1 protein-coding gene is annotated in these 1707 nt (G+C 21.6%); it reads right to left on the minus strand.

The genetic code is table 11. From position 1 onward, the window contains the following. Nucleotides 1-657: 657 nt before the first annotated feature. Nucleotides 658-942: a hypothetical protein gene (locus GY937_17885; GenBank protein MCP5058575.1), complete on the minus strand. Its 285-nt coding sequence runs from the start codon at nucleotides 940-942 to the stop codon at nucleotides 658-660. Nucleotides 943-1707 lie beyond the last annotated feature (765 nt).

Here is a 1707-nt window from a genome sequence, read left to right on the forward strand (position 1 = left end):
GAATAATAGAAGTAAAATAAGATAGGTGATATAATATAGTGAGATGATAATATAACATCTGAATTAAAATAGGATAAAAACCACATTCAAAACTTTCACTGAATACAGATAATTTATCATCTAAGGAGAAAACAATGAAACTTCTATAATACGAGATAAACTAGATAAAACAGGATTTTGATCTTAAATTAGAATCATCATTTAATGGTCCTATTCGTCTTTGTCAACAACCCATCATAATTGAACAAAATACAATATAATATATAATACGAGCTATCAACAACTCATAATTCCAGATAATAAAAATAAACATAATAAAGCAGATAAATAAATCAAATCAATTATTAAATTAATTTCAATAATATTATAAAATAACCATTCAATACCCAATATCACAATAAATATAAAATATAATAATAATACAATAAAACTATAAGTAAAGATTATACTAAGAGTAGTCAAAACAATCATAAAATCATGAATAAATATCAGAGAGCAACGAAATTTCAGCTGCTTGATCTCCGTATAATTATAAATAATGCAGAACATGATTAACTTATTAAATAAATAATGATAAATTAATATCTGGAGTAAATAAATAACATGAATAAATTAAAGTAAGAATATAAAACATGATTGGAATAAAAATAAATAAAACTAATATATAATAAACAAGATATAAAATCCAACACATGCAATACCACATAATTTAACATGAAAACTCCGAAGTAAATAGAATATAAACATAAAGTATGCCTCTGGGACAATATGATCAGGTGTAACTAATGGATTAGCTAAAATTAAATTATCAGCATTACCTAAAATATCAGGATGAAAGAATAATAATATAAAAAATGAATAAATACAAAACAAAGATAAGCATATATCTTTAAACAATACTATATAAAATGAAATAATATAACTAGATAAATTATTAAGCATAGGATTAACAGATCCAAATCCATGAAGAACTAAAACATGAAATATAATAAATATAATAATTAATCATCCTATTACAAAATGTAATAAAAGTATTCTAAATACTACAACATAACAACAACATCACAACATATCAATAATCATTCAATATAAAATACCAAATATACCAACTAATCCTAATAATACCATATATCCTCAATATGACATTTGTCCAAAATTCAATATATAACCAAGAAAGCTATTTAATATTCCCATGATAAATATAATAATACCAGTATAATATGTAAATGATATAGAATCAAAAACTAAAATACGTAATCAAAGAGCACGAAATATGTGCATATAAATATAAAAAATGAATAAAGAAGAAAATAAACAATGAAATCATCTCAACATAAAACCATAAAGTATTTCAATCATAATATAAATAACAGAATCAAAACTAAGAATAAAAATATTATTAAAATAAGAAACTAATAAAATCCCACTAAAGAACTGAATAATAAAAATATTGAATAAGAAAAATCCTATAATATTAGCATAATTCATACCACAATAACTAACATACGATGATGAATGAAGTTTAAGAATAGAAATATAAATAAAGGTAAGAAAGGTATTCATGATAAAATATATAGAGAGCTCTTCAATAAAAAAACAATCGGAGCTCTTATTATACACTCTTTACATCTTTCATCTCAAAATCAAAGAAACATAAAGGTATATAGAATATTTAATATAAAGCAACTAGATAAATCATAATTATAA

The organism is bacterium, from assembly GCA_024228115.1.
GTDB lineage: Bacteria > Myxococcota_A > UBA9160 > UBA9160 > UBA6930.

Bases quoted from the DNA above. Each gene is read 5' to 3' on its own strand.
- GY937_17885 (MCP5058575.1), bottom strand. From the start codon at position 942: ATGCTTAATAATTTATCTAGTTATATTATTTCATTTTATATAGTATTG.